Origin of the sequence: Azospirillum oryzae, assembly GCF_900177515.1 — a bacterium.
Lineage (GTDB): Bacteria > Pseudomonadota > Alphaproteobacteria > Azospirillales > Azospirillaceae > Azospirillum > Azospirillum oryzae_A.
Genome location: NZ_FXAK01000009.1, coordinates 627147 through 646778, shown reverse-complemented (window position 1 = coordinate 646778; position 19632 = coordinate 627147). Strand labels below are relative to the sequence as shown.

The window sequence follows — 19632 nt, the reverse complement described above, 5'->3', positions numbered from 1 at the left end:
AAGATTGTTATGCCCCGATATGACGACCGGCACAATAATATCTGGAAAATAGCGATGAATGAGCGCTTTGGAGGGAGCCATGACGATACTCGTTGGCGCAACTGTGCTAATTGCCGAGCCATCGGCCACAGTTGCCTCGGGGCTGCGCGCCATCATCGAACTATGGGGTGGTGCCTGTCACACTGTGCACTCTCCAGCGGAATTGCGCGTTGCTCTGCACAAATCTTTGCCAGACATGCTCCTGGTTAACGTTGACTTGGCGGGTGGATATGAAAATCTTTGTGTTTTGGCGCGCCGTTATCCAATAAAAATGATCGGCATCGCGGCGCGATTTCTGTCACCAGGAAGCGGCAATTCCAGCGACATAACGTGGCTGGAAATGCCCTTTACTGTACATGATCTACAAAGAGCGGTGGTCCGGCCACGCTGCCTGATCCCACTCGACACAGGTTCCTTTCAGTGGGACTTGGTATTAAGTGTGGACAAAATGGACCGACCATATAACTCTAGTGCGAAACCATCGGACCTCTTCCAGAGGAGAGAAAATTGACGTCCAGCGCCGAACGGGTGCATAGCGGGAACGCGGCCGAGCCTGTCCTTCTTCCCGAACTGCCCATCGTCGACTCCCACATCCATCTGTGGACGCGCGACAATTATTTCGCACAGGACTTCCTTGCCGATGTCGCGGCCGGACACAATGTGCAGGCGAGCATCTACGCGGAATGCGGGATGTGCTTTTCGGACGATCCACGTGAGGCGTTCCGTCCGGTCGGCGAGACGCATTATGTGCTCGACCAGGTGAAGTTGGCGGAAGGCTCGAACCATGCGCTGGCGGCGGGCATACTCGGCTGTGCCGACCTGATGCTCGGAGATGGGGTGAAGCCCGTTCTTGAAGCCCACGCCGAAGCTGCCAAGGGGCGTTTCCGCGGCGTCCGCTATCGTGTCGCCTGGGATGCCGACCCGGTCGCTGGTTATGGCGAGGTCGGCTATCCCTCGGAAAATCTCCTTCAAAAAGAGGAGTTCCAGAAGGGCGCACGCTGTCTGGCGGAGATGGGGCTGGTGCTCGACCTCTGGGGGTTCCACACGCAGCTCGACGATATCGCACGATTCGCCGCCCGTCTGCCCGAACTCAAGATCGTGGTCGATCATGTCGGCGGCCCACTGGGCGTCGGCCCCTACGCCGGCCGCCGCGATGAGGTCTTCAAGATCTGGTCCGCCGGGATCAGGGCAATCGCCGAGATGCCGAACGTCCACATTAAGCTGAGCGGTCTGGCGATCTCGCGGTTGGGGTTCGGCTTCCAGGACAACGGGCAGGCCGCGTCCTCGGACGAGCTGGTCCGGCTGTGGAGTCCCTATGTCAGGACCTGCGCCGAGGTGTTCGGGCCAGAACGGTCGATCTTCGGAAGCAACTACCCGGTCGATCGGGCCGCCGCGCCCTACAGTATGCTGCTGAACGCCTACAAGAAGATGCTGGGTGACCTGTCGACCGACGAGCTCACGGCCATTTTCGCCGGAAACGCCCGCCGGGTCTACAATCTAGAACAAGACGCGGAAGGACATTGACATGGACGACACAACGTCGCCGCCCAGCGGCGAAGCCATCCTCCAGCGCATCCGCGAGCGGCGCGGCCATGTTTGGCCGCTGCACGAGCTGATGGCGGAACTCGATCCCGGCTTTCTGGACGTGTTCGACGAGGCCTATTGCCGCACCCTGGGATTCGAGCCCGCGCCCACGGAAGGGTCGCTCGATGTGAAGTACCGCGAGCTGATCTGCGCCTGCGCCTGCGCGATGGCGCCGGTGCCGATTGAGGTGACAATCCATCATCTCGAACGGGCCTACAAGGCGGGTCTGACCGAACGCGAAGCGATCCAGGGTTTCCATGCGCTGCTGATCCCGGCCGGCGGCATCGCGCTCTCCAACGGAGTGCGGGCCATGCTGAAGATGCGGGAGGACGCCGCCCATCATTAGGATGGAATCAGCGTCAGGTATGCAGCGACGTCGTTCGGGGCCGGGGCCCAAGGGTGGGGCGACGCTCCTCCACCCAAGGAACCCGCGCTCCGCCCCTGGAAATCCCGCGCGGCATCGGATGATATTGAACCATCCGTTCAACGCTCGTTTAATTTTAACAGAAAAATATCGCGAAAGTCGGGTGTCCTGCGTTTCTGCCTCCCTTTTCGATTGTATAGACGCCAGAGAAATCAATGTTTTATGGAGCCGTGTCGCCTCCCTTTTAATGGTCTGACAATTTATGTTGACGACGGACTGTTAGGGTCGGCAACATCGGACACAAAGGGTCCAGAACCCCGCACGCACCGGCTGGACACTCAGTCGTGAAGCGGCGTCGGGAGAAAAGAGTAGGGGAGGACGATCATGGGTATCTTGTGGCAGCCGCAGACCGCGGTCGTTGCGGGCGGCTTTTCCGATGGCGGAAGGATTGCCGCCGTAGGGATTGGGCCGCGTGCCGCATAGGTCGTCGCTCATCCCGGGACCGTGATCGATTCCGCGACGCATGATTTCAGACTGGCGCGCAAGCGGCAGGCCATCGCGTTGGCGTCCGGTGGCTTGGGTCGTGCCGGCAAGGGGAGGAACAGAATGGATTTCAGGAAGCTCGCGACTGCCTTCGCGGTTGGCGTCTGCGCGTCGACCATGATGATGCCGCAGGCCAAGGCGGAAACGCTGAAGATCGGCCTTATCGCTCCGATGACCGGCGGCGGGGCGCCCTGGGGCACGGCGATGCAGCAGGCCGCGACCATCGCGGCGTCAGAGGCTAACGCGGGCGGCGGTCTGGATGTCGCCGGCAAGAAGTACCGCGTCGAGATCGTGACCTACGACGACCAGTACAAGGCGGCCGAGGCTGTCGGTGCCTATAACCGCCTCGTCAACCAGGACGACGTCAAATATGTCGTGCTGTTGACGTCGGCCAGCACGCTGGCCGTGAAGAAAAACATCGAAGCCGACAAGATATTGGCCCTGACCGCGGCTTTCACCTCCAAGGCGATCGACGCCGACACGAAATACCTGAAACGGCTTTCGAGCATTCCGCTCAACTATGCCAAGCCCCTGATCGCGTGGCTGGCGGAAAACCGGAAGGAGCGTCGCGTCATCCTCGCTAACCCGAATGATGAAACCGGGTGGGAGACGTCGAAAGTCGATGAGGAGGCATTCAAGGCGAGTGGCTTCCAGGTGCTCGGCAACGAGCTCTTCGACCGCGCCCAGAAGGACTTCCAGCCGTTTCTGACCAAGATTATCGGCCAGAATCCCGAAGTCATCGATCTGGGCAGCACGCCTCCGCCGACCACCGGCCTGATCATCCGGCAGGCGCGCGATCTCGGCTACAAGGGGCTGTTTATCAAGACCGGGGGGCCGGGGCCGAAGGAAATGCTGGAGGCGGCCGGCAGTAGGGAGGCGGTCGAGGGCATGATTGCCATGGATTATGCCGACCCCACCACGGCGGGCTTCCAGCGCATCGCGGCGGAATACAAGAAAGCCGTCGGTCAGGACCCCAATCATATGATCGCTCCCTATTACGACGCGATCACCCTGCTTCTGTTCGCGATCAAGAACGCCGGGACAGTGGAGGATACGGCGAAGGTGTCCGCGACCTTCGAGCGGGTGCTGCCCATGGACTCCGTTCAAGGCGGCACGCTGTACTACCGGGACCAGCAGATCCTCTGCCCGATCTTTGTGACCCAGATGAAGAACGGTCGAGCCGATGTGATCGGGATGGTCGAGGTCAAGCAATAAGGCCGTCGGCGTGGCGGCGCCGTCCGGCGCCGCCCCTGCCTTCTGTAGCACCTCTGCTGTAATACCAGGGAAGCGTTCTCAATGATCGAGCAGATGATCGTCAACGGTCTGTTGGCCGGCCTGATCTACGTGATCATGGCATTGGGTTTCACAATGATCTTCGGCATCATGCGCATCGTCAATTTTGCGCATGGCGAATTCTATATGATCGGCGCGGTCGTCGTCTTCATCCTGGCCGGTTCGTTCGGCTGGCCATTCTTCCTCGCGGTGCTGTGCGGCGGGCTTGCGGCCGGGCTTCTCGGCGTCGTGATCGAACGCGCCCTGTTCCGCCGGCTGGTCAGCGAAGAGATGCCGAGCATGATCATGTCGCTCGCGGTCGCGATCATCCTGCAATCCACGGTCCTCATCGTCTTCGGGCCGGCCGAACAGTCGGTGAACCGCCCCTTCTCCGGAGTGTGGACGCTCGGCCGCGCGGTGGTCCCCTGGGACCGGACGGTGGTCGCCCTGGGGGCGCTCGTGGTCCTCGCCGGCTTCTACGCCTTTCTGAAACTTTCGCGTCTCGGCCTCGCGATGCGGGCGGTCGCCCAGGATCCGGAAACCTCCAGCTTGATGGGGGTCGAAGCCGGTCTGGTCTATTCGGCGGCCTTCGGCATGTCCTGCCTGCTGGCGGGGCTCGCCGGCGGGTTGATGGCGCCGATCTATACGGTGGGGCCCTACATGGGCGAACTGCCGATGCTGAAGGCGTTCGTCGTGGTCATCCTGGGCGGGCTGGGCAGCGTTCCCGGCGCCATGCTGGGCGGCCTGCTGCTGGGTTTGAGTGAATCGGTGCTGTCGACGCAGTTTAGTTCCGGGATCGCGCTGATCGCGTCCTTTCTGATGGTTCTGCTGATCGTCGTCGTTCGGCCGGCGGGTTTGATGGGGCGCATTGCACGATGAAACGGATCACCACCCTCTATGCCGCCCTTGCGGTCCTGGCGCTTGTCCCCTGGTTTCTGGGCAATCGCTACGTCTTCCACATCGCGACCATGATCACCATCATGACGCCGATGGCCTTCAGCATGGGGTTGATGCTGAAGCTGGGCCAGCTGTCCATCGCCCAGCCGGCCTTCATGGGGATCGGCGCCTACGCCGCGGCCCTGCTGTCCATGCAGCTCGGCCTGCCGACACCGGCGGCCCTGCTCTGCGGCGGGCTGATCGGCGGCCTGATGGCCCTGGCCACCGGTCCGGTGTTCCTGCGGATCAAAGGGGTCTATTTCGTCCTGCTGACCTACGCCTTCGGCGAGGTCATCTTCCTGATCTTCCAGGAATGGACGTCCCTGACCGGCGGTATGAGCGGACTCTACGGCATTCCGAAGCTCTCGCTCTTCGGTTTCCGTCTGGCCCAGACCTATCACTACTACGTCCTCGGGCTGGTCTTCACCGTCCTCTGTTTCCTGGTGCTGCGGGGCATCGAGAAATCGAACATCGGCGCGATCATCGAGGCGCTGAACGAGGACGAGATGCTCAGCCGGTCGATCGGCTCCAACGCGATCGCGTGGCGCGTGGCCGCCTACACGTTGAGCGGCTTCATCGCCGGCATCAGCGGCGGCATCTACGCCTTCTACATCGGCTTCCTGTCCCCCGATCCGTTCGGCTTCCGGGGATCGGTCGATCTGATCGTCATCAACACGATCGGCGGCACCGGATCGATCCTCGGGCCGCTGCTCGGCGCCATCGTCGTCGTGCCTTTGCCCGAGCTGCTCCGCGAAGCCCGGCAATACCAGCTGTTGATCTACGGCGTCTGCCTCATGGCCTCCATCATCTTCATCAAGCAGGGCCTAGTTTCCCTTGGCCGCCGTCGCGGAGGAAAAGCATGACTCGGGTGCTCGACGTTCAAGGCCTCACCAAGAGGTTCGGCGGGCTGACGGCGGTCTCCGACATCAGTTTTTCGGTCGAAAAGGGGGAGATCTTTGGCATCATCGGTCCGAACGGCGCCGGAAAGACCACCCTGTTCAACGTCATCGCCGGCCACTACAAACCGACTGCGGGGCGAGTCGCCTTCGCCGGGATCGACATCACCGCTCATTCGAGCGACGAGATCGGCCGCCGCGGCATCGCCCGCACCTTCCAGGCCGTCCACCTGTTCAAGCAGGAGACGGTCCGCGAGAATTTGCGGCGCGCCGAGGTCATCGCGCGGCTGAATCATCCCTTCGCCCTCTTCTCCAAGAGCAAACCGAACGGAGAGGTCGAGCTGGAGGACGTGGCGCGCTTCGTTGGTCTTGGCGCCCTGCTGGACGTCGTGGCCGGCGGGCTGGCCTATGGCCACCAGAAAATTCTCGGAATCGGCATGGCAATGATGGTTTCGCCCAAGCTAATCCTGATGGACGAGCCGGCCGCCGGACTGAACCCGAGCGAGAAGAGGGAGGCGAGCACGCTGGTGCGGCGGCTCCGCGACGAGCGCGGCATCAGCATCCTGATCGTCGAACATGACATGCCCCTGGTGATGAACATCTGCGACCGCATCCTCGTGGTCAATCAGGGGAAACGGATCTGCCTGGGCACTCCCGATGTCATCAAAGCCGATGAAAAGGTGATCGACGCCTATCTGGGAGAAAATTATGAATTTGCTTGAGGTGCGGAACATTTCCGTCGACTACGGCGGCATCCACGCCCTGCGGAACGTTTCGGTCACCATTCCCGAAAAGGGAGTGGTGGCGATTATCGGCGCCAACGGTGCGGGGAAATCCACGCTTCTCAAGACGATCGCCGGTCTTGTCGCCCAGAACGACGGATCGATTCATCTGGGGCACGAGGATATCTCGCGGCTCAGGACGCACGAGCGGATCGATCGCGGCGTCGTCCTGTGCCCGGAGGGGCGGCGCCTGTTCTCCGAACTGACCGTTTACGAGAACATCCGGATGGGCGCCTACCGGATGCGGGACAAGCAGGAGTTCCGGGAGCGGCTGGATTTTCTCTACGGGATCTTTCCACGCGTCGCCGAGCGCCGGAACCAGGTCGCTTCCAGCCTGTCGGGCGGTGAGCAGCAGATGGTGGCGATTGCGCGTTCGCTGATCAACAAGCCGCGCGTGCTGATGCTCGACGAACCGACGCTAGGGCTGGCGCCGAAGCTAATCATCGAGGTGGGAAATCTGGTACAGACGATCAACAAGGAAGGTGTGACGGTGCTTCTGGTCGAGCAGAACGCCAAGCTCGCCCTCAAGATCTCCGACTATGGCTTCGTCATCGAGACAGGCTCCATCGCGCTGCAGGGCGACAGCGCCGACCTGCTGAAAAGCGAGGAGGTCAGCAGCATCTATCTTGGCGGCGGCAAGGGCGAACATTGAGCGAAGCGCGGTCCGCACGCCAATAACCCGGGAGGATGAACACACCTGCATAAGGAAAAACGGCCATTCGTCGTCGTTGTCGGCATCAGGAGGAGAACTGACGTCATGACATCAACGACGATGGCGAATTTCTGCCTTTCTCCTGGCGGTCATCAAAAATAATGAACATGGGAGGAAAGATACCAATGAGAAAACAACTTACGCTCGCCGCCATTGGAATAGCGACCGGTCTTCTGGCCGGGACGCCCGACGCCGTTGCTTCGGAGAAGCTCCTGTTAAGCTCGATCTCTCCGCCAAACCACTGGTCCTCGACCGAAGGTTTCGTCCCATTTATGGCCTGTGTAAAGACGGAGTCGAATGGAGAGATCGACTTCAGCTACTTCCCCTCCAGCCAGATCGCATCCGCCACCGAATCCCTGGACGCCGTGAACAAGGGATTGGCTCAAATCTCCTATCTCGTCATCAGCGCTCTCTCCAACAAGATGCCGCTAAGCGGCATCTCCATGCTGCCGAACATGGGCGATACATCCACAGAAATGGCAAAGATCAACCGTCAAGTGCTCGAGGCCGACGGTGTATTCTTGAAGGAATTCATAAGCAACAGGGTCTACCCCCTGATCGTCATCATGACGCCGCCGTACCAGATCATGTCGAGAGGCAAGCCGATGGACAGCCTCGACGCGATTGCGGGAAAAAAAGTCAGCGCGTCCGGCGGTGCACTGCTTTATACGCTGAAGTCTGTCGGTGCCGTTCCCGTCGAGATCGGAGGCAGCGATGCCTACATGGCCCTGCAGCAGGGCGTTGTCGACGGATCGTTGCTGGCTATCCCCAGCGTGGCTCCGTACAAGCTCCAGGAAGTGCTCAAATCGATCAGCACCAACGGGGCCTTCGGATCGGCGGCTGGCATCCTGGCGATCGACGCCGACGTCTGGCAAAAGCTGTCACCGAAAAATCAGAAAATAATGAAGGATTGCGGTTTGAAAGCCGAGACGCATGTTGCGAAGTATCTCGACGATCTGACCGGTAAGCTCAAGGTCGAATTTGCCGCGGGTGGCGTCAAAATGTACGAGTTCACACCGGAGACGAGGGCTGTGCTGGACAATAAGGTTCGAAACGTGGCGGACGAGTATGTCAACCGGCTGCAGTCGCGTGGCATTCCGGCTCGGGAGGCTTACGACACCTATCTCAAGGCGCTCGGCCGTTAAGCGACATTCGGATGATGTTTCAGCCTCCCTTCCATGAGCGTGGAGGGAGGCTGGGGCCGGAAGAGAGCGGATCGCCGACCGGCGATCCGCTCTCTTCCGGCCCAAATCCTCAGGCTGGAAAATCGGTGGTCAGGCTGGTTGCCTCCCAGGCGTCCAGCTCCGCGCGCTCGACCTCGATAGCGCTGCGCACCTCATGGACCGCGTCGCTTCCCAGCAGCAGGCGGAAGGGCGCCTCCCCCTCCACGGCCTTGATGATCACCTGGGCTGCCCGCGTGGGATCGCCGCGCTGCGTGCCGTGGCTCCTGTCGTTCTCCTTGCGGCGACGCCCAGCGGTGTCCGCATAGTCGGCGATGACGGTGGAGGCCTGCTGCAGCGAGCGGCCGGCGAAGTCGGTTCGGAAGGCGCCGGGCTCGACCACAATGACCTTGATGCCGAGGGGGCCGACCTCCTTGCGAAGCCCGTCCGAGAGCCCTTCCAGCGCGCATTTCGTCGCGGAATAGTAACCGGACCCAGCCGAGGTCCTGCGGGCGGCGATGGAGGAGACATTGACGATGGCGCCGTGGCGCCGCGCCCGCATGCCGGGCAGCGACGCCTTGATTAGCGCGACCGGCCCGAAAAAGTTGGTGGCGAACAACTCGTCCACCTCCGCCTCGTCCGCCTCTTCGACGGCCGTACGATAGCCGTGGCCGGCGTTGTTGACCAGCACGTCGACCCCGCCGAACCGGGCTTCCGCTTGCCGCACCGCGTCGGCGACCTGCGTCCGGTCGGTCACATCCAGCGCGACGGCAAGGGCGGAGTCGGGATGGCGCGCCACGATGTCCTGCACCGTCGCCGGATTCCGCGCGGTGACGATCGCGTTCCATCCTCGGGCCAGCACTGCTTCGGCGAGATGGCGGCCGAGGCCGGTCGAGCAGCCGGTGATCAACCAAGTGGGCATGTCGTCGTTCCTTCCTAATGGTTGTTCTTGCTTGGCGCTTCCGCTCAACCCCGCGCGGAGCCGACCCCTTGGGGCGGCGCGGCGACCCGTTCGACGAAATCCCCGAGCGCCTTCGCGGCGGCTTCCGGCGCTTCAATCATGAGGAAATGCCCGGCGCCTTCCAGCACGACCGCCGTGCTGTCGGAAACATGGCTCCTGACCGTTTCGATCAGCGGGGTCGTTCCGCCGGCTTCCAGAGGCTGCCAGCGGAACTGCGAGTCGAACGTCGTCGCTTGCAGGACGAGAACCGGCACACGGATGTCCTGGATCGTCCGGACAGCGAATTGGGTGTCCCATTCGACCGAGTCGAGGAACAGGTCGCTGGCGAAGCCGGGGTCCATCGCCAGAGCGCGAGTCCGAATCCGCTCGGGTATCGACGGATCGACGCTCTCCGTGAACATCTGCGCGAACAGATGATGGATGAGGGCCTGCGTGCCGTTCGCGATCGCCTTGTTCGCGTTGTCGAGCATCGTCTGCCGGTCGCTGACATACAGGCTTCCGTCGACCAGGACCATTCCGATGATTCCTGTGCTCGACTGGCGATACGCTTCGCGGATGATCTTGGCGCCCAAGCTGTGGCCGACGAGGATGACCCGGCCGGAGCCATGGCGCGCCTTAGCATCGTTGACCGCGGCGGCGGCGGCAGCGATGGTGGGTGTTCCGCCTTCCCCCCCATGCGTCGATGAGGCGCCATGTCCCGGCAGATCCACCGAAACGCATTTGAAGCGCTTCGACAGTGCGCTTACCAGCAGCGACCAGTCTTCCTTGGCGCAGCAGAAGCCGTGCACGAAGAGTATGGTCGGATCACCGTCACCTTCGATGTGAATCGTCACGTCGCGAATTCCTGCTCCGGATCGTCGGCGGGCGGGGGCATGGCGTAACGGTCTCATGACCCCGCGACCGGCGGCTGATTGTTAGATCGTGAGGCCGCTGTCAACGACCATGACCTGACCGGTCATCTTCCGCGATTCATCGGACGCGAGGAAGAGAACGGCATAGGCGATCTCCCTGGGTTCGATCAACCCAAGCAGGCTGGCCGCCGCCGTCTTTGACGGACCCGGATTCGCCTGCGCAAGACGTTTCAGCACCCGCTCGGTCGTCGTCGCGCCCGGGGCGATCGCGTTCACCCTGATCTTGTGCGGCGCGAATTCGACCGCCATCGACCGGGTCAGTGAGATAATGCCGCCCTTGGCCGTGGTGTACGCATCCCGACCGGAGGTTCCCATCAAGGCCAGAACGGAAGTCGCGTTGATGATCGATCCGCCCCCGGCCTCTATCATGTGCGGTATGGCGTAATGGCAACCGGCCCAGACGCCGAAGAGATCCACCTTCATCTTGTTCCAGAACTCTTCGAACGGCGCTGTCGTGACAGGGCCATCCGACAGCGAGGAACCGCCGGCGTTGTTGTAGAGAACATCGATCCGGCCATAGGTCTCGATAGTGCGCGTGATGGCATTCCTGACGCTGTCGGCGTCGGAAACGTCAGTTTGCACGAAGAGACACTCAAGACCCCTTTGGGTGAGAGCCTCCTGCACCGCTTGCCCGGTCTCGACGTCGCGCTCGGCAATCACGACGCGTGCGCCTTCCTCGGCAAAAAGCTCGGCGCATGCCCGGCCGATTCCAGCCCCGGCACCCGTAATCAGGGCCGTCTTTCCCGCAAGCCTCATAATCCGTTTTCCTTCCCAGTTCCTGTGTTCTCGGCCTCTGTCCTACTGGCCTGCCCGCGCCAGAAGCAGTCTGGCGTTACGATAGTCCGGCGTCGTGATGACCTTGCCGTCCAGGATCGCGTTCGACTCGCCCTTGGCCGTCGCGTCCTCGTAAGCCGCGCGGATCAGCCTCGCCCTGTCAATCATCGCCGCGGACGGCTGCAACACACGGTTGACGATCTCAAGATGCGATGGGGACAAGGCGATGCAGGCCGTGTAGCCCAGGTCGGCCCAACTCCGCACGAAGGTCTCGACCTTCCGCAGATCCTTGTATTCCGGCACCATGGAGCCGCCGGTGGAGAATAGCCCATACGCCGCCGCGGCCACGGCGACCTTGGCTCGCGCGTATCCCAAACCGGCGTGGAGATCGTCCCCTTCGGCGTTGAAGAGCTGGCATCCGACGTCGGCGGCAAAATCCACATAGCCGAAATGAAGGCCGACCAGCCCATCGGATCGGACAATTCGCTCCATCTCGATCACGGCCCGCGCGGTTTCAATCATGGCGTAGACGCCACGGCTGGCGTCGTTGGCGCGGGACAGGCCGACGACCTCGTTCAACTCCCCTTCGGTCTCGACTTTGGGATAGCAAACTACGATCTCGCCACGGTACGCGGCTAGAGCCTCGAGGTCGTCGCGCCCCCAGTCGGTCGCCAGATTGTTCACCCGGACGATGACATGCCGGGAGCCGAAGAGATCGCGGTTCTCCAGGACCTGCAAGACACGCTCGCGCACGGCGGATTTCTGATCCGGAGGTGCGGAATCCTCGAGGTCCAGCATCACGGCGTCAGACGGCGTGGTCGGTATTTTGGAGGCGTATTTTTCATTGAGAAGCGGCACCTCGAGGATGCTCTTCATTCCAGCATAGCGCACTCGGCCAGTCATGGATCTACGCTGCCTCGCCTCAATTTATGAAGTCTGTCCGGCGGACGGCCCGCACGGCCGATCCCGGAACGCTCGAGCCCGAAACGGGCCGGACTTCACCGCAGCGGGGAAAAATCCGTGGGGGCCAAAATCTGGTTGCTGGCGTTCGCGACGATCCAACCATCCTGTTCGCTGGCGGTGCGTGCGGCGATCCAGTCCGGATCGGTGTGGAAGGCGCCCCAGCAGCGATCCCGTTCCTCGAGCGAATCCCAGCTCAGAAGATAGGTCAGGTCCTGCGCCGACGCGCCGATCTTGGTGGTGAAGAAGCCAACGGGCTTGAAACCATGTTTTTCAAACAGGCCCAAGGTTGCGGTCCGGAACCGGTTCAGCAAGGCGGGAAGCCGGCCGGGCAGGCAATGGTATACGCATATTTCAAGAAGCATTCGTTCCTCCAAATCACAGTCTTTGTGCCCGACGTTCGCCGCGCGTGTCGGGTGTCGCGGCGCGTCCGCCGGGGCGATGCCCCCGGCGCTAAGCGCAGGCGGGTTCGTTGCAGAACGTTCCTTTTTGGTCAGACCTTATGTGCCGCCGGCTCTTCTGTCAAACCGGAAATACGGGGATTTGGCAACGCCTACCCCATATAAGCGCCACCGGCGGCAATGATCGATTCCCCGGTGACGAAACTCGCCGCGTCGCTGCAGAGAAATCCGACGACCGTCGCGATTTCCCTCGGCTGTCCGACGCGCTTCAAGGGAATGGCTCCGATTTTCGCGGCACCGCTGGTTTCCAGAGTCTTGGCGACCATCGGCGTGTCGATCCAGCCGGGTGCTACCGCGTTGGCCCGGATGTGAGGGGCGAGGTCGCGGGCAAGTCCCCGGGTGAAGGCGAGAACGCCGCCCTTACTGGCGCCATAATGCGAATGGCGATAGGAACCGCCTTGATGGGCCGCCACGGACGCGATCGTCACGATGGCGCCGCCTTCCTTCATGTGCGGTACGGCACGGCGGCTTATGTAGAAGGCACCATCCAGATTCACCGAAATCATCCGGTGCCACTGCGCGTCGCTCATCTCCCGAAAATCTTGCTGTTCGTAAATTCCGGCGGCCAGGACGAGGTGATCGATGCTGCCAAAACGGTCGACGGTATATCGGACCGTCGCTTCCGCGCTGTCCGGATCGCCGGCGTCATAGCGGCAGTGGCCGGCGCGCGTACCGGACTCATCCAGCGCCAGCGCCGCGTCCTTAACGGCGGCGACGTTGATGTCCGCCAGGACGACCCGGGCCCCACATTCCAGGAAATACTGCGCGGTCGCCCGGCCGATCCCGCTGCCCGCACCGGTGATCAGAGCGGTCTTACCAGAAAAATCGAACACGATTTCTCCCTTCGCTTTTGATTTTGATCGGAAGCGGCACCAGCGTCCATGGACCATGCTGGAATTCGACCGATCCTTGCGGAGAGCGGCCGGTCATCCCTCTTCCATTAAGCCAAGCGCGGTCATATCGCCCTCTTGGACTCAAACCCTATCACGTTCTGCGAATTAAATGTAAGACCATTTATTTTCGGTCGACCTCATCAATCCGACCGCTTAATCGAGCGCGGGGCCGTTTGGGCCGACCATTAACAACTGATCGCAGAAAGGCTGTCCGACCGGTCCATTGGCGTCTGGGAGATAAAGAAACCGCAATATCGCTGAACAGCGATGACATCGCGCCGAGGATGTTCCAGAATTCCTTCTTCCTATCAACCGTTGAAGTTTATCGGTGACACGCTCGAACCACCGGAAAAGGAACCCACCGATCCTCTTGCGGGTTCGCCCGTCATTTGTGTGAGTCGGGTGTCTTTTCCTGGATCTTCAGATCCAACTGTTCGCTGTAGGATGTCACATGGCGCATCATCCTTCGCCGCGCCGCTTCTGCGTCGCCGGCCGCGATGGCCTCGTATATCCGCCTGTGGGATCGCGCCACGACTGTCCGCGTCACAAGGTCGAATTCGTCCCGCTCGGTGGCGGAGTAGAGCATGGACCCGATCGATGTCATAAACGACAGAAAGAGCGGATTGTGGCTGGCCCGGACGATCGCTAGATGCCATTCGAGATTCAACGCGCTGAACAGTTGGAGATCGTTGATCGCGCGATTGGATTCGTGCAGGAGTCGGGAAATCTCTTTGATGTCGTCCTTCGTTCTGTAAAGGGCCGCTTGAGCCGCCGCAACCGGCTCGATCGCCTCACGCACGGCAAGGAGATCGGAAAAACGGACTTCGTGGCCCTGAATGAACAAGTCAAGCGATCGGCTGATGGCCTCGCTGCTAGGCGCGGAGATGTAGGATCCGCCACGGCGGCCCCGCCGTACCTCGATCAACCCCTTGGCCCCGAGAATGCGCAACGCCTCGCGCACCGTGGCGCGGCTGACGGAATATTGGACCATCAGGTCCCGTTCGCTGGGAAGCGATTCGCCGACGGCCAGCCCGCCATGGACGATCTTGTCCTGAAGAATTTCGGCAAGCTCGGCCGAGCGCTTTCCACTTTCCGGGCTCAGCACGGGGTTCACGGCGCCGTCGTCGGTGGATATGTCATTGGTCATGATGAACGGCCACGCTCCCGCGCTTGATCGTTGGAGCGGCGGTGCGCATTTCTGGACACCGAACCGCGCATGCATTCATTAGTGCCGTTACGAACCGTTACCGTCATGCGCCGGACCCTGCTAAGCAAAACTGGCACCCTGCCCATTGGTGTACCTTACATCAACCATGCACCACCCGTAGCAGGACATTGGAGCAAACCTCTTTTATCAATCACACATTGATGCCACCTCCTGGCGCGCTTCGTCAAGTAGCCTCAAATTGGCGTGAAATCGAGAGCCGGAACGAGGCGCCCTAGCATTCCGCGATATCCTGCTTGGCCATGCTGATAGCTCCAACGTCACGATTGGACATCGCGGGGCCTTCAGGTGGTCTCGTCTGCGGGAACCCGGCATTGCGCCAAACCGGAGAATCCACTTGGGGCGATGGCGTTCCCTGTCCCGTCCTCGGCCGAACTGCGGGATTGCGGACGGCGGCTCGGCACCGTCTTGACAGCCACTCGGCAGCGGCTTAATAAGGTCGGACCAAATTATTCAAGAGCCCATCGGCGCCGGTTGCCAACCTTGGATGGCTCCGGGGACGGCGCTCGGCGACTTGGTTAGGAAAACCTCGATGAAAATACTGGTCCCTGTGAAACGGGTGATCGACTACAACGTGAAGGTCCGGGTCAAGCCGGACGGGTCCGGTGTCGATCTCGTGAACGTGAAGATGTCGATGAACCCTTTCGACGAGATCGCGGTGGAAGAAGCGGTCCGCCTGAAGGAGAAGGGTGTCGCTTCCGAAGTCGTGGTGGTGTCCATCGGCGTGAAGCAGGCTAGCGAGACGCTCCGCACCGCGCTTGCCATGGGAGCGGACCGGGCGATCCTGATCGAGGCCGGCCTGGGTCCGGACCGAGACATCGAGCCGCTGGCGGTGGCGAAGCTTCTTGCGGAGGTGGCGCGTGAGGAGCAACCTGGTCTGGTTGTTGCCGGCAAGCAGGCGATTGACAACGACATGAACGCCACGGGCCAGATGCTGGCGGCACTGCTGGGCTGGGCGCAGGCGACCTTCGCCAGCGAACTGGCGGTCGAGGGCGACGTCGCCACCGTGACGCGCGAGGTCGATGGCGGACTTCAGACGATCAAGGTAATGCTGCCGGCGATCATCACGGTCGATCTCCGCCTAAACGAGCCGCGCTATGCGTCGCTTCCGAACATCATGAAAGCGAAGAAGAAGCCGCTGGCCGAGAAGACCGCGGCGGATTACGGCGTCGACGTCACGCCGCGACTTACTGTCGTGAAGACGGTGGAGCCGGCGAGCCGCAAGGCGGGGGTGAAGGTCGGCTCGGTGGATGAACTGATCGCGAAGCTCAAAGACGAAGCGGGGGTGATCTGACATGGCGGTTCTTCTGATTGCCGACGTGAATGGATCGACGCTCGGCTTCGATGCGACGACCAGGGCGTTGAAGGCGGTCTCGCCGTTGGGCGAGGTCCATGTGCTGGTGGCGGGCGAGGGTGCCGCCGAGGCTGCGGCCAAGGCGGCGACCGCCGTTGGCGTGGCCAAGGTGCTGACCGCCGACGCGGCCGCCTATGGCAAGGGGTTGGCGGAACCGCTAGCCGATCTGGTGGTGTCGCTGGCCGGGGGGTATTCCCACATTGCCGCACCGGCGACGTCGGGCGCCAAAAATCTGGCGCCACGGGTGGCCGCCTTGCTGGACGTGATGGTGATTCCGGACGTGACGAGGGTGGTCGATGCCGAAACCTTTGAGCGGCCGATTTATGCCGGCAACGCGATCCAGACGGTGAGATCGTCCGATCGGGTAAAGGTCCTCACCCTGCGCACCTCGGCCTTCGAGGCCGCCGGCATCGGCGGTTCGGCGGTGGTCGAGGCGGTGGCGGCTCCGGCCGATCCGAGCCTCTCCTTCTGGGTGGCGGACAAGGTCGCGGTTTCCAACCGGCCAGAGCTGGCGAGCGCCAAGATCGTGGTCTCCGGTGGACGCGGCGTGGGCAGCCAAGCCAATTTCGGGATCATCGAGGCGTTGGCCGACAAGTTAGGCGCCGCTGTCGGAGCCAGCCGCGCGGCGGTCGATTCCGGCTATGCGCCGAACGATTGGCAGGTTGGCCAGACCGGAAAGGTTGTGGCGCCGCAGCTCTACATCGCAGTCGGCATATCGGGCGCGATTCAGCATCTGGCGGGGATGAAGGACTCGAAGATTATCGTCGCGATCAATAAGGACGAGGAATCTCCGATTTTCCAGGTCGCCGATTATGGCCTTGTCGGCGATCTATTCCAACTGGTCCCGGAGCTTACGGCGAAGCTGTGAAGCAATGTCCGGCGGCTCACGAAGCGGTCGCCCGGTTCCAGCGATAGCGGCTGATAAGGCCTGACCATTTGTTGCGCGATCAAACTTCTTTCTGTAGGATCGACGCAAAGGGGCGCGAGACAGGCGGAGACCCTGGCGCAGCACAAAAGATTGAGGAGAGAAACGTGGCTGGGCTTTACTTCGACGAATTCGAGATCGGCCAGATCTTCAAGCATGCGGTCCGCCGCACAGTGACGGAAGCCGACAATGTATGGTTCTCGACGATGACCTGCAATCCGGCGGCGATCCACATCGACGAGGAATATTGCCGCAATCACACGGAATTTGGGCAGCGCATCGTCAACAGCGCCTTTACCATGGGGCTGGTGGTGGGGCTGACGGTCGGCGACACCACCCTGGGAACGACGGCTGGAAATCTGGGGTTCGAGGAGGTGCGCTTCCCACGCCCGGTCTTCCATGGCGACACCATCCGGTCCGAAACCGAGGTGATCGACAAGCGTGCAAGCAAGTCGCGCCCGAACCAAGGGATCGTTACCTTCATGCACAGGGGGTTCAACCAGAGGGACGAACTCGTCATGCATTGCAAGCGCCCGGCCCTGATGCTCTGCAAGCCCGCCGCCTGACGAGGCGCCATCCGGCCTTAGGCCGAACCAAGGCCCTTAAAAAAGGTCAGTCCTTTTTTCTTCGGCAGATGCGGTGTGCGATCGCGGTCGGACCGTTTTTCAGGTTTCGCATTCCGGAAGCCGCCGCATTTCATCCGCCATGGGGAGGAATGAACATGTCTCGGAAAGTCATCATCACCTGCGCGATCACGGGCGCGATCCACACGCCGACCATGTCGCCGCATCTTCCGATCACGCCGCAGGAGATCGCGGATTCGGCGGTCGAGGCGGCCGAGGCCGGGGCCGCGATCATCCATCTTCACGCCCGCAATCCTGAGACCGGTCAGCCGGACCAGACGCCGGAGGCCTTCGAAGGCTTCCTGCCCATCATCAAGCAGCGCAGCAACGCGGTCGTTAACCTGACGAGCGGCGGATCGCCCTGGTTGTCGGTGCAGGAGCGGGTCCGTCCCGCGGCCAGGTTCAAGCCCGAAGTCGCCTCGATGAATCTGGGAACGATGAATCTCGGGCTCTTCCCGATGCTCGACCGCTACAAAGAATGGAAGTTCGACTGGGAGCCGAAGGCGCTCGAATCCTCGCGCGACCTGATCTTCCGCAACACCTTCGCCGACATCGAATATGCGCTGGCGACGCTCGGCGAATGCGGGACGCGCTTCGAGTTTGAATGTTACGACACCTCGCATCTCTACACGCTGCGTCATTTCCTGGACCGTGGTCTGGTGAAGCCTCCGCTCTTCATCCAGACCGTCTTCGGCCTGTTGGGCGGCATCGGCGCACATCCCGACGACGTCTATCACATGAAGCGGACGGCCGACCGGCTGTTCGGTTCCGATTACACCTGGTCTGTGCTGGGGGCCGGCAAACACCAGATGTCAGTGGCAGCCATCGCCGCGGCGATGGGTGGCAACGTGCGCGTCGGTCTCGAAGATTCGCTCTGGGCCGGGCCGGGCAAGCTTGCCCAAACCAACGCCGAACAGGTGCGGATGGTGCGCAAAATCATCGAGGGTCTCGGGCTGTCGATTGCGACGCCGGACGAGGCGCGCGAGATGCTGCAGCTCAAGGGCGGCGACAAGGTCGAATTCTGACGCCGCTTTCAGCGGGAGCGGAAGGTTGGCGACGAAGACCGAAGTTTGAAGGATCGAGAGTATGAGCGCATGCATTGTCGGGTGGGCCCATCTGCCTTTCGGCAAACACGATACCGAGACCGTCGAGAGCCTGATCGTCCGCGCCACGCGGGAGGCGCTGGCGCATGCCCGGATAGAGCCCGGGGATGTCGACGAGGTGGTTCTCGGCCACTTCAACGCCGGCTTCTCCGCGCAGGACTTCACCGCATCGCTCGTCTTCCAGGCCGATGACGGCTTCCGGTTCAAGCCAGCGACGCGCGTGGAGAACGCCTGCGCCACCGGCTCGGCCGCGGTCCATCAGGGGATTATGTCGATCGAGGCGAAGCGCGCCCGGACGGTGCTCGTCGTCGGTGTCGAGCAGATGTCGAGAACGCCGGGGCCCGAGATCGGGAAGAATCTGCTCAAGGCGTCGTACCTGCCGGACGACGGCGAGACGCCGGGCGGCTTCGCGGGCGTGTTTGGCAAGATCGCCGATCTCTATTTCCAGCGGCACGGCGACCAGTCGGACGCGCTGGCGATGATCGCGGCCAAGAACCACCGCAACGGCGTGGGCAACCCCTACGCCCAGATGCGCAAGGATCTGGGCTATGATTTCTGCCGCGCCGTCAGCGACAGGAATCCCTATGTGGCGGGCCCGCTCAAGCGGACCGACTGCTCGCTCGTCTCCGACGGCGCCGCCGCGATCGTCCTGATGGCGAGCGACGCCGCGGCCACCATGCCGCGCGCGGTTGGGTTCCGGTCGACGGCGCATGTGCAGGATTTCCTGCCCATGTCCAAGCGCGACATCATCCGTTTCGAAGGGTGCGCCGAAGCGTGGTCGCAGGCCCTCGGCAAGGCCGGCCTGGGCCTCGACGACCTGTCCTTCGTAGAAACCCATGACTGTTTCACCGTCGCCGAACTGATCGAGTACGAGGCGATGGGCCTGACGCCGACGGGCAAAGGGGCCATGGCTATCAAGGAGGGCTGGACCCAGCCCGGCGGCCGGTTGCCGGTGAACCCGTCCGGCGGCCTAAAGGCGAAGGGCCATCCGATCGGCGCCACCGGCGTATCGATGCACGTCCTGTCGGCGATGCAGCTGTGCGGAGAGGCCGGCGACATCCAGGTGCGCGACGCGGTTTTCGGCGGCATCTTCAACATGGGCGGCGCTGCAGTCGCCAATTATGTCAGCATACTCGAACGGGTACGGTAGGAGG

Annotated in this window: 21 protein-coding genes; 14 read left to right on the top strand and 7 right to left on the bottom strand. The window is 62.1% G+C overall.

Annotated elements, in window-relative coordinates; genetic code table 11:
- The first annotated feature begins 79 nt into the window (after positions 1-79).
- The 9 genes from B9N97_RS35390 (at position 80) to dctP (ending at position 8273) form a co-directional block, all read left to right on the top strand.
- A complete protein-coding gene (locus B9N97_RS35390) occupies positions 80-550 on the top strand; it encodes a response regulator (RefSeq protein WP_143266941.1) in 471 nt (156 codons plus the stop codon).
- On the top strand, positions 547-1563 hold the full coding sequence (locus tag B9N97_RS31425; protein WP_167393449.1) for an amidohydrolase family protein: 1017 nt from the start codon (positions 547-549) through the stop codon (positions 1561-1563). Before B9N97_RS35390 ends, B9N97_RS31425 begins: the two co-directional genes overlap by 4 nt.
- A 1-nt stretch (position 1564) precedes the next feature.
- A complete protein-coding gene (locus B9N97_RS31420) occupies positions 1565-1969 on the top strand; it encodes a carboxymuconolactone decarboxylase family protein (RefSeq protein ID WP_085091715.1) in 405 nt (134 codons plus the stop codon).
- Positions 1970-2593: 624 nt separating this feature from the next.
- On the top strand, positions 2594-3745 hold the full coding sequence (locus B9N97_RS31415; protein ID WP_085091714.1) for an ABC transporter substrate-binding protein: 1152 nt from the start codon (positions 2594-2596) through the stop codon (positions 3743-3745).
- A gap of 81 nt (positions 3746-3826) precedes the next feature.
- A complete protein-coding gene (locus B9N97_RS31410; RefSeq protein ID WP_085091713.1) occupies positions 3827-4681 on the top strand; it encodes a branched-chain amino acid ABC transporter permease in 855 nt (284 codons plus the stop codon).
- On the top strand, positions 4678-5601 hold the full coding sequence (locus B9N97_RS31405) for a branched-chain amino acid ABC transporter permease (protein ID WP_085091712.1): 924 nt from the start codon (positions 4678-4680) through the stop codon (positions 5599-5601). Before B9N97_RS31410 ends, B9N97_RS31405 begins: the two co-directional genes overlap by 4 nt.
- The gene (locus B9N97_RS31400) at positions 5598-6356 is read left to right on the top strand and encodes an ABC transporter ATP-binding protein (RefSeq protein ID WP_085091711.1); all 759 of its coding nucleotides are present in this window, start codon (positions 5598-5600) and stop codon (positions 6354-6356) included. Before B9N97_RS31405 ends, B9N97_RS31400 begins: the two co-directional genes overlap by 4 nt.
- Complete coding sequence (locus tag B9N97_RS31395; protein WP_085091710.1) at positions 6343-7068, top strand: ABC transporter ATP-binding protein; 726 nt, start codon at positions 6343-6345, stop codon at positions 7066-7068. Before B9N97_RS31400 ends, B9N97_RS31395 begins: the two co-directional genes overlap by 14 nt.
- A 185-nt stretch (positions 7069-7253) precedes the next feature.
- Positions 7254-8273: a TRAP transporter substrate-binding protein gene (gene dctP / locus B9N97_RS31390; protein ID WP_167393448.1), complete on the top strand. Its 1020-nt coding sequence runs from the start codon at positions 7254-7256 to the stop codon at positions 8271-8273.
- A gap of 109 nt (positions 8274-8382) precedes the next feature.
- Here the strand turns inward: dctP and B9N97_RS31385 are convergent, their stop codons facing one another.
- The 7 genes from B9N97_RS31385 to B9N97_RS31355 all read right to left on the bottom strand — a co-directional run bounded on the left by B9N97_RS31385 (position 8383) and on the right by B9N97_RS31355 (position 14395).
- Entirely contained in the window at positions 8383-9210 is an 828-nt protein-coding gene (locus B9N97_RS31385) for an oxidoreductase (protein ID WP_085091708.1), read from the bottom strand.
- A 44-nt stretch (positions 9211-9254) separates the two neighbouring features.
- Positions 9255-10082: an alpha/beta fold hydrolase gene (locus B9N97_RS31380; protein WP_167393447.1), complete on the bottom strand. Its 828-nt coding sequence runs from the start codon at positions 10080-10082 to the stop codon at positions 9255-9257.
- A gap of 81 nt (positions 10083-10163) precedes the next feature.
- Positions 10164-10916, bottom strand: a complete 753-nt coding sequence (locus B9N97_RS31375; protein ID WP_208621331.1) for an SDR family NAD(P)-dependent oxidoreductase — start codon at positions 10914-10916, stop codon at positions 10164-10166.
- Positions 10917-10958: 42 nt separating this feature from the next.
- Complete coding sequence (locus tag B9N97_RS31370) at positions 10959-11810, bottom strand: HpcH/HpaI aldolase/citrate lyase family protein (protein ID WP_167393446.1); 852 nt, start codon at positions 11808-11810, stop codon at positions 10959-10961.
- Between the two features lie 122 nt (positions 11811-11932).
- Complete coding sequence (locus tag B9N97_RS31365) at positions 11933-12259, bottom strand: NIPSNAP family protein (protein WP_085091704.1); 327 nt, start codon at positions 12257-12259, stop codon at positions 11933-11935.
- Positions 12260-12447: 188 nt separating this feature from the next.
- On the bottom strand, positions 12448-13245 hold the full coding sequence (locus B9N97_RS31360) for an SDR family NAD(P)-dependent oxidoreductase (protein ID WP_208621330.1): 798 nt from the start codon (positions 13243-13245) through the stop codon (positions 12448-12450).
- Positions 13246-13633: 388 nt separating this feature from the next.
- Entirely contained in the window at positions 13634-14395 is a 762-nt protein-coding gene (locus B9N97_RS31355; protein WP_167393445.1) for a FadR/GntR family transcriptional regulator, read from the bottom strand.
- Between the two features lie 610 nt (positions 14396-15005).
- Here B9N97_RS31355 and B9N97_RS31350 point away from each other — a divergent pair.
- The 5 genes from B9N97_RS31350 (at position 15006) to B9N97_RS31330 (ending at position 19628) form a co-directional block, all read left to right on the top strand.
- Positions 15006-15767 (top strand): electron transfer flavoprotein subunit beta/FixA family protein, encoded by a 762-nt coding sequence (locus tag B9N97_RS31350; RefSeq protein WP_085091701.1) that lies wholly within the window; start codon positions 15006-15008, stop codon positions 15765-15767.
- Between the two features lies 1 nt (position 15768).
- A complete protein-coding gene (locus B9N97_RS31345) occupies positions 15769-16695 on the top strand; it encodes an electron transfer flavoprotein subunit alpha/FixB family protein (protein ID WP_085091700.1) in 927 nt (308 codons plus the stop codon).
- Between the two features lie 164 nt (positions 16696-16859).
- Positions 16860-17318 carry a MaoC family dehydratase gene (locus tag B9N97_RS31340; RefSeq protein ID WP_085091699.1) on the top strand — a complete coding sequence of 153 codons (459 nt, stop codon included), beginning with the start codon at positions 16860-16862 and terminating at the stop codon, positions 17316-17318.
- Positions 17319-17473: 155 nt separating this feature from the next.
- The gene (locus B9N97_RS31335) at positions 17474-18400 is read left to right on the top strand and encodes a 3,5-dioxohexanoate:acetyl-CoA acetone transferase (RefSeq protein WP_432264222.1); all 927 of its coding nucleotides are present in this window, start codon (positions 17474-17476) and stop codon (positions 18398-18400) included.
- A gap of 61 nt (positions 18401-18461) precedes the next feature.
- A complete protein-coding gene (locus B9N97_RS31330; RefSeq protein WP_085091697.1) occupies positions 18462-19628 on the top strand; it encodes an acetyl-CoA acetyltransferase in 1167 nt (388 codons plus the stop codon).
- The last annotated feature ends 4 nt before the right edge of the window (positions 19629-19632 follow it).

Bases quoted from the DNA above. Each gene is read 5' to 3' on its own strand.
- B9N97_RS31370 (WP_167393446.1), bottom strand. From the start codon at position 11,810: ATGAAGAGCATCCTCGAGGTGCCGCTTCTCAATGAAAAATACGCCTCC.
- B9N97_RS31385 (WP_085091708.1), bottom strand. From the start codon at position 9,210: ATGCCCACTTGGTTGATCACCGGCTGCTCGACCGGCCTCGGCCGCCAT.
- B9N97_RS31420 (WP_085091715.1), top strand. From the start codon at position 1,565: ATGGACGACACAACGTCGCCGCCCAGCGGCGAAGCCATCCTCCAGCGC.
- B9N97_RS31375 (WP_208621331.1), bottom strand. From the start codon at position 10,916: ATGAGGCTTGCGGGAAAGACGGCCCTGATTACGGGTGCCGGGGCTGGA.
- B9N97_RS31365 (WP_085091704.1), bottom strand. From the start codon at position 12,259: ATGCTTCTTGAAATATGCGTATACCATTGCCTGCCCGGCCGGCTTCCC.
- dctP (WP_167393448.1), top strand. From the start codon at position 7,254: ATGAGAAAACAACTTACGCTCGCCGCCATTGGAATAGCGACCGGTCTT.
- B9N97_RS31415 (WP_085091714.1), top strand. From the start codon at position 2,594: ATGGATTTCAGGAAGCTCGCGACTGCCTTCGCGGTTGGCGTCTGCGCG.
- B9N97_RS31335 (WP_432264222.1), top strand. From the start codon at position 17,474: ATGTCTCGGAAAGTCATCATCACCTGCGCGATCACGGGCGCGATCCAC.
- B9N97_RS31330 (WP_085091697.1), top strand. From the start codon at position 18,462: ATGAGCGCATGCATTGTCGGGTGGGCCCATCTGCCTTTCGGCAAACAC.
- B9N97_RS35390 (WP_143266941.1), top strand. From the start codon at position 80: ATGACGATACTCGTTGGCGCAACTGTGCTAATTGCCGAGCCATCGGCC.
- B9N97_RS31410 (WP_085091713.1), top strand. From the start codon at position 3,827: ATGATCGAGCAGATGATCGTCAACGGTCTGTTGGCCGGCCTGATCTAC.
- B9N97_RS31400 (WP_085091711.1), top strand. From the start codon at position 5,598: ATGACTCGGGTGCTCGACGTTCAAGGCCTCACCAAGAGGTTCGGCGGG.
- B9N97_RS31345 (WP_085091700.1), top strand. From the start codon at position 15,769: ATGGCGGTTCTTCTGATTGCCGACGTGAATGGATCGACGCTCGGCTTC.
- B9N97_RS31405 (WP_085091712.1), top strand. From the start codon at position 4,678: ATGAAACGGATCACCACCCTCTATGCCGCCCTTGCGGTCCTGGCGCTT.
- B9N97_RS31360 (WP_208621330.1), bottom strand. From the start codon at position 13,245: ATGGTCCATGGACGCTGGTGCCGCTTCCGATCAAAATCAAAAGCGAAG.
- B9N97_RS31350 (WP_085091701.1), top strand. From the start codon at position 15,006: ATGAAAATACTGGTCCCTGTGAAACGGGTGATCGACTACAACGTGAAG.
- B9N97_RS31395 (WP_085091710.1), top strand. From the start codon at position 6,343: ATGAATTTGCTTGAGGTGCGGAACATTTCCGTCGACTACGGCGGCATC.
- B9N97_RS31355 (WP_167393445.1), bottom strand. From the start codon at position 14,395: ATGACCAATGACATATCCACCGACGACGGCGCCGTGAACCCCGTGCTG.